Here is a 7,724-nt window from a genome sequence, read left to right as displayed (position 1 = left end):
CGCCGGGGATCGCGCCTCCGGTCGTCCAGACCGTCATCCGTTGGCCGATCAACTGGATTGGGTCCCAGCCGCCGATCGTCTGGCAATAGAGATAACCCTCGGCGTCGATATGCTGCACCAACAGGCCAATCTGATCGCAATGTCCGGCAAGCATCACGCGGAGCGGCCCGCTGGGATTCTTTACGGCAATTACATTGCCATGCGAATCGGTGGTCACTCGGTCGGCGAAACCGGCCACGTATTGCCGGACGATTTCTTGGACCGGCCGCTCGTAGCCCGAAGGGCTAGGGGTTTCGAGAATCTTACGTAAAAAATCTTGCGCCGCGGCATCCATGATGCGCCTCGCCGGAGAATGCGAATCGACATGCGACCGAACAGCTTCGCATCCTAACGGCTCGCTAGTCCGCCGACAAGCGCGTCGGATCGGCTCTCGGCGGGTCGCGCAGGCTCGCCGGATTGCCCAGCTTTCGCCGTCAAGGGCGCAAAAGTCGCTGCAATCGGCAAAAACTCGCGCGGCGGTTGATGATCGCCGCCCCGGCACGCCGAAACAAGTATGCAGCGCTGTGCCCGCGCACTCGTTCCATTTTCCGGCGTTTCTCTGTTTCTCGACAAATCGTTCCGACTTCCCCGAGGGTTGCCCGATGGCGGTGAAATCGATGTCTCGTTGGCGGTTGGTTGTCTCGATCATTCTGGCTTGGCCGCTGGCCAGCGGATTCGCCGCGACGCGCGCGGCAACGCCGACGCCCGAACAGGCGCTGAAGCTGGTGCCCGTGCAACGCGACGTGGATTACGATCAGCCGTCGCCGGAGGAAGCTGCCAAATGCACCATCAAGGCCGAGAAGCACAAAGGACAGACCGGCTGGGTGATCCGCGACGCCCAAGGGAAGATTCTCCGCGAGTTCGTCGATACCAACGGCGACAACATTGTCGATCGCTGGAGCTATTACAAAGACGGTGTGGAGGTCTATCGCGACATCGACACCAAGTTCACCGGCAAGGCGAACGAATTCCGTTGGCTGAACACGGCCGGAATTCGCTGGGGCGCCGGCAAAAGTTCCGACGGCCAGATCGACGCGTGGCGGATGATCTCGGCCGAAGAGACGAGCGCCGAGGCGGTGATGGCAATCCGCGATCGCGATCCAGCCCGCTTCGCGCGGCTCCTGCTGACGTCCAGCGAACTCAAGCTGCTTGCCTTAAACCCCGCGAAGAGCAAAGAGCTGGCCGAGAAGCTGGCGGCGGCGCCGGCCGCATTCGCCGAATTGGTTCGCCGCCAGAATACGATCACGGCGAAATCCAATTGGGTCCATTTCGGCGGCAGCCGTCCGGGGATCGTGCCGGCAGGCACCTTCGGCATCCCGGGCGACCTCGTCGTTTACGAAAATGTGGTGGCGATCGTCGAGACCGAAGGGAAAGACGCACAACTGCAGATCGGCACGATGATCAAGGTCGGCGAATGCTGGCGACTGATCGATGCTCCGGCGATTCCCGACGCCAATGCGAAGTCGGCGGAAATCGCCGGAAACGGCTTCTTCTTCGTCAATCCGGCGATTAAGAATGCGGGCCAGTCGGCGGACTCGGTCGCCGGCGGCACGAATGAAAAGACGCAAAAGCTGTTGGAGGAGCTGCAACGCTTGGACGACGCGATCGGCAAGGCCGGGACGCGCGACGCGCAAGCGAAACTGAACGAGGAGCGGGCTGACTACCTTCAGCAAATAATCAGCGAAATCGGCGACAAGGACCGCGCACAATGGGTCCGCCAGATGGCCGACACCGTGAGCGCCGCTGTCCAATCGGGCACTTTCCCCAAGGGAACCGAGCGTCTCACGCGGCTAGGGCAGTCGCTCGAGAAAAACCCGGCCGACGGCGATTTGGCGGCCTACGTCGAATTTCGCAAGCTGACGGCCGAGTACGTGCTGGCGCTGCAAGCGCCGAATCCCGAGTTTTCGAAGGTGCAGGCCGAATGGGTGAAAAGCCTCGAGCAATTCGTCGGCCGGCACCCGAAGGCGCCCGATGCCGCGGATGCGATGATGCAACTCGGAGTGGCGGAGGAATTCGCCGGGCAGGAAGACAAAGCCAAGCACTGGTATGGCGAAATCGCCGGAAATTTCGACGGAGTCGCGGTCGCCAAGAAAGCGGCCGGTGCGATCCGCCGACTCGATTCGGTGGGCAAGTCGGTCGAATTGGTCGGGCGGAGCACGGCGGGCGAACAGGTCGATCTTTCGCAGTACAGGGGGAAATTCGTCCTGATCCACTACTGGGCCACGACGAGCGAACCGTGCAAGGTGGATTTGGCGGAACTCAAGGAGCTGCAAGCCAGGTATGCCGCCAGCGGCTTCGCATTGATCGGGGTGAGCCTCGATGGCGACCGCGCGGCGCTCGACGACTATCTCTCGCGGAATCGCCTCCCCTGGCCGCAACTTTTCGAGCCGGGCGGCCTCGACAGCCGCTATGCCAACGAGCTTGGCATCCTGACGCTGCCGACGATGATCCTCATCGACGACACCGGGAAGGTCATCAACCGCGGGATCCACATCAGCGAACTCGACGGCGAGCTGCGCGCGAAGCTGAAGTGAACGGCCCGTCTCATGCCGCGGCAAGCAATTGCTCGGCCTCCTGCTCGCTATGGGCGATCGGCAAGATCTCTTGCAGCCGTGCGGTGATGAGCGCGAGTTCCACGTCCGGCTGCGGGTTGAGGAGCACGATCTTCGCCCCGCGGCGGTTGAGCCCCTTGTGCGCGCTCACCAGCATCCCCATCCCCAGCGACGCGATGAACGCCATCTGGGAGAGATCGACGATCGTATTCTTGCCGCGGGCCACCGTGGCCGCCAGGAACTTGGTCTCGACCTGGCCGACCGCCACCATGTCGAGCATCCCAACAAGCGCCACGCGCGAAACCGGCTCGGCGCCATCCCCAATTTGCAATTCCATCCGACGAACTCCGGGCGCGGCAAGCGGATTGTAACATTAGATCGTTGCGAGAACGATCGCGCAACGCTCACGCCAATCTAATTCAAACCGTGCGCCAACGCTAGTCGCAAGCGCTGTCTGAGCGCACGCCGAGATGCGAAAGCAGCCGTGGCGGCCAAGCCGAACGATGCGAGAAGGAGTGCCGACGGTTCGGGAACAGCCATCAACGTGACCGTGCCGGCACTATACAGACTCGACAAGTCCCAATTTAGCCCAGGCTCCGTCGTAATCATCGAAAACTGGTCCCTCGCCGGCAGCGGTCCACCCCAATTGAACAGTTGAAATGAATCGCCGACGAGTGTGGAGGGATCAACACCACTGGCAATCTCCAAATCCAGCGTGCCGGCAAGCGACGGATTCAGCCCGGCGCTAAACCCGATGGGAGACGTCCAATTGGCATCTAGCAAAAACTCGAGCGTCGCTGCATTGTCAAGCGTGGCGCTCGTTGCGACTGCAATCGGGATCGGATTGTTTCGGACGATAAGCTTCTCACCTGCCATCAACGCCAACCCTTGGATCGACCCATCGGGCCGGATCGTGTTATGCGTGACGGTCGTCGCGGCCGGCGACCAACCCGTCGCGCTGCGGAGGTCGGTGCCGGTGAAATCGGCATTTCCCAGGAAGGCGTTAGTGAGAGTAGCATTGGCGAGGTCGGCGTTCGTCAGGACCGCTTGATCCAAGAAGGCATTAGTAAGGTTTGCGTTGACGAGGTTTGCGTTGGTCATAAGCGAGGAATAAAAGCTTGCATCGCTGAGGTTGAGGTTCGAGAGGTTGACGTTAGTCAAGATTGCGCTATTGAACTTGGCCTGCGTGAGGTTCTGATTGGCGAAGTTCCAACCGGTAACGTCATCGCCGCCAAGAGAGATGCCAGTCAGATCGCCATTGGCGAAGCTAGCAGTGCTGTAGAGTTGGTTCGCGGTGAGGTTCGTGAGGTCAAATACCGCCCCTTTAACGATTGCGCCAGTAAAGGTGGCGCCAGTCAGATTCGAGCCAAAGGAATTGGACGCCGAAAACGAAAAAAACGAGGCGCTAGTGAGGTTCTGATTGGCAAAATTCCAGCCGGAAAGGTTACTACCAAACCCGACACCAGTCAGGTCGCCGCTGGCGAAACTGGCTGTGCTGTAGAGCTGGCCGGCGGTAAAGTTCGTGGAATCCAAGGCAGCTCCGTTGACAACCGCGCCTGTGAAGTTAGTGTCCGTCAGGTTCGACCCAAAAAAGTCGGCCTTCGTAAGGTTTTGGCTAGCAAAATTCCAACCGGACAAATCATTAGCTTCAAAAGCAATGCCCGCCAAGTTGCCACTGGCGTAGCTGGCGGTGCTGTAGAGTTGGTTCGCGGTGAGGTTCGTGAAGTTAAAAAACTTCGCCCCGGTTACGATTGCTCCGCTGAAGTTCGCCCCCCCAACGGAAGCGCTTGTGAGGTCGGCGTTGGTGAAGTTGGCATTGGTCAGCGTCGTATTCTGGAACATGGCATACCTTAGATCGGAGTTAGCAAAAGTGGCGCCTGCCAGGTTAAAGCGAAGGTCCGCGTATTCGAGTTGATGGCCCGGTGTGTTCCAGCCGCTCAAATCGATGCCGGGCCCTGGTGTAATTCCCTGAGTGCCTGGAATTACCTGGCCTTGAAGAGGTCCGGAATCGCTGTCGTAGTAAATGTCGGCTAAGACGGATCCCGTGCGCGAACCGAGGACCAGGAACAGTAAGCACACAATGGCGGCACAGTTAACCGTAGCGACGGGAAGACTAAGCTGCGCTGTCGATATTACGGAGGAGGCGATGGACGCAGGAGTCATCCTCCAGCCGCCTGATCGATCGGCGCGTGGGAGTGAATTCATTAGTCATTTCCAAGGGCTGTGCCCTTGCGGGCATTCTGAGCGTAAGGAAGAGAACTGTTCGCGCTGGATCTGTCTGCGCAAAAATGAACCTCTCCCAAAACGGCCCGTGATTAGTGGATGGTTACCAACTTGCTCTGCCGACCATCGCGGCGATGGTGCCCGCACTCTCAACCCGGCCCTCTTCCCTTGAGGAAAAGGGAGAATCGAGATGGCGACAGTGCAAATCGGGGACAATCCGCGGTCGCTTTGTGAGAGGTTCTAGACTAGCGTTCCTCTCCCTTTCGGCGCAACTTGGACAACCACCCAAGCTGGGTATGGTTTTATGTTGCCAGCGCGCCGCCGTTGTGTCAAGCGACCGCTGAATCGCTCGCAGTTCTCTCACAATCTCCTTGTTCCACTCTCTTCGTCCATCGATGCGATGCGGGTCCGCCGGAAAGCTCGCCGGTGGTCTTCTTCGAACATCTGTGTGGATCTGCCCACAACCGAACCGACCTACTTCGCCCGCTGCTTGCGCGGGTGGGAGGGCTTGAAGTCGGCGAGCAATTCGTCGCCGTTTTCGGATTCCAGGTGCGAGATCACGATCTGGGCCGCTCGGCCGTCGTCGAGCTGGATGCGATACTCGCGATTTACCTCGATTAACTGCAACTGCTCCGGGGACAAATGGAGGTGTCCCGAGAGCTTCCATTCCTTGGAGCCGCGCTTGTGCTGCTCCTCTTCCAGCTCGCCATGAACTTGCCTAAGCCGCATTCCACCGATCAGTAAATCACCCTGGAACTCGTGCATGAGAATCACTCCTTAGACGCCGCTGTGGGCTAGTGGTGTCTTCGTTCCCAGGCCATGCCGAGGAACTCACGGACGCAATGTGCTCAAAACATGCCTCCACCCTGCGCGGAACCAGTCATGCCGTGCGTTCACCGGAAGACCGGAGAATCGGAAACGGCGGACGGCACACGGAGTGTGCCTGCTACCCTCCTACGATCAATCCTTCGGCTGCTCCGGCCAGAAGCACCTCGAGATTCGTGCGAATGACGCTTTCGTCATCTAGAACGAGCACGGCCGGCTCAACCGACTCGACGATCCCGGCGATCCAGGCCGAGCCGTCGTTGTACTTGATGCGCGAACCGATCTTGAAATTGACCTTCGGTGCTGCCGCCGCGTGCTGGCCGTTCCCGTTGCCGCCGATCGGCGCTTTGCTCGCGCCATTGGCGGCGGAGGGTTTCGTCGTCGCTGGCCTGGCCGCAGCCGCCGTCTTCGCGGCGGCTTTCGACGCGCCGCGAACCCCAGCCAATTCCTGCAGCAGCCACCAATTTTCGAGCCGGTCTTCCTTGCCGCGCAGCAACGTCGGGCTGGGGTTTCCTTCCTTGTCGAAGTGCTTGGCAAACCGCCCTTCGCTACGGGCAAAGTCGACGAAATCGACCGTTTGTCCTGTCTTCGGGTTTGTCCACCAATCCTCGTTCACCGCCGGATTACCTTGCAGCGAGAGCCGCTCGCGGATCGTGTCTCCCTTGCGGGGATCGTAGATCAACAACGGAAATGCCCGCGTATCGACCGCCAGCCTCGCCTGATCGGTGGCCATATTGTCTGCCACGCCATGTTCCGGCTGGCACGTGGTATAGCAACAGACAAGTGCGGGGCCGTCGAACTCGAGGGCGTCGAGCACCGAGCGATAGAAATGGTTGACGTGAGCGCAGGTCGTCTGGGCGACGAACGTCCGAGGGTGCATCATCGCGATCTGAGCGATCTCCTTCCGCCGCTCCTGCTTGCCTGCGGTCTTCGATCCATGAACGCTCATCTTGGTGTTCTGGCCGGTGTAGCTGGCGGTCGAGGCCTGTCCGCCGGTGTTTGAATAGACCTGCGTGTCGAGCACGAACACCTTGACATTCATCCCGGAGGCGAACAGCCGCGAAAGGGACTGAAAGCCGATGTCGAACATCGCCCCATCGCCCCCCAGGCACCAGAGCGGCCGGTCCTGCCAGCCCATCTGGTCCCAGCGGCTGCGAACGCCCATCGCCATCGCCGGGGCATTCTCGAAGAGCGAGTTGGTCCAGGGCACGAGATACGGATTGTAGGGATAGGTCGAGGTGTAAACCGTGTTACAGCCGGTGGCGGCGATGATGCCCCATTGATCGCCATACTTCGCTCCGGTCGCGGCGCACATCATCCGCAGCGCGGTCCCCTCACCGCAGCCGGCGCAGCTCCCCGCCCCGCCGGTGTAAATGTGCGTCTGCTCCTTGAGCATCATGTCGATCAGCAGATTGTCGCTGACGTAGCGCTTGTCCGACGGGCCGATTTGCTTGAATAGCCGGTGGCTCTTGCGGACGTCGGTCATCACCTGCTCGGTCTTGGGGATCATCGCCAGCGCGTTGTCGTCGCAAACGGTGACGCATTCCGCGCACCCTTTGCACTTGCTGGGGTCGATGATGATCATGAACATGCCCCCTTCGCCCGATTTCTTGGCCGGCCCTTCGTAATACTTGCGGGTCTTCGACCATTGCTTGCGAAACAGCTCACGATCGGCCGGATCGGGAATCTCGCCAACCCGCGTCTCGAAATCGCTTTCGCTGAGCACCTTGCCGAGGATCGCCGTATCGGGGCAGAGCGTCACGCAATCCATGCAGCCGGTGCAGTTGTTCGGCAAATACTCGGGGATATCGGGAGCGATGTAGCTGAAATCGCGGAGTGTGGCGGTTCCCGCGGGGATCAGCGATCGAGCGACCGACAGATCGGCGGGCAGGCCGCATTCGGCGGTCCCTTCCTCGTAGCCGCGAATGATCCGGTCGTTGAAATCATGAACGTCGAGAATCGGCAGCCGGACGTCCTTGTAGGGCGCATCGATGAGCGTGCCGTAGCTGCTGTTATTGAAGGGATCGCGCTCGTTGGCCTCGTTCATCGACGAAGGCTTGGTCACGGTGCTCATAGCGATTTATT

6 protein-coding genes are annotated in these 7,724 nt (G+C 60.2%); 1 reads left to right on the top strand and 5 read right to left on the bottom strand.

Annotated features, from left to right (window positions below; all coding sequences use genetic code 11):
- On the bottom strand, nt 1-334 hold a 334-nt coding region (locus VGY55_11880; GenBank protein ID HEV2970659.1), incomplete at its 3' end, for a M42 family peptidase.
- A 307-nt stretch (nt 335-641) separates the two neighbouring features.
- Between VGY55_11880 and VGY55_11875 the strand changes: the two genes are divergently transcribed.
- Complete coding sequence (locus VGY55_11875; protein ID HEV2970658.1) at nt 642-2,573, top strand: redoxin family protein; 1,932 nt, start codon at nt 642-644, stop codon at nt 2,571-2,573.
- A 10-nt stretch (nt 2,574-2,583) separates the two neighbouring features.
- Here the strand turns inward: VGY55_11875 and VGY55_11870 are convergent, their stop codons facing one another.
- The 4 genes from VGY55_11870 to VGY55_11855 form a co-directional block, all read right to left on the bottom strand.
- Complete coding sequence (locus VGY55_11870; protein ID HEV2970657.1) at nt 2,584-2,928, bottom strand: STAS domain-containing protein; 345 nt, start codon at nt 2,926-2,928, stop codon at nt 2,584-2,586.
- Nucleotides 2,929-3,005: 77 nt separating this feature from the next.
- The gene (locus VGY55_11865) at nt 3,006-4,670 is read right to left on the bottom strand and encodes a pentapeptide repeat-containing protein (protein HEV2970656.1); all 1,665 of its coding nucleotides are present in this window, start codon (nt 4,668-4,670) and stop codon (nt 3,006-3,008) included.
- 618 nt (nt 4,671-5,288) lie between these two features.
- Nucleotides 5,289-5,579, bottom strand: a complete 291-nt coding sequence (locus VGY55_11860) for a hypothetical protein (protein ID HEV2970655.1) — start codon at nt 5,577-5,579, stop codon at nt 5,289-5,291.
- 181 nt (nt 5,580-5,760) lie between these two features.
- On the bottom strand, nt 5,761-7,713 hold the full coding sequence (locus VGY55_11855; GenBank protein ID HEV2970654.1) for a thiamine pyrophosphate-dependent enzyme: 1,953 nt from the start codon (nt 7,711-7,713) through the stop codon (nt 5,761-5,763).
- Between the last annotated feature and the right edge of the window lie 11 nt (nt 7,714-7,724).

The sequence above is a fragment of the Pirellulales bacterium genome (genome assembly GCA_035939775.1).
Taxonomy (GTDB): domain Bacteria; phylum Planctomycetota; class Planctomycetia; order Pirellulales; family DATAWG01; genus DASZFO01.
The sequence above is the reverse complement of the archived record's forward strand: the minus strand, read 5'-3'. Positions and strand labels throughout refer to the sequence as shown.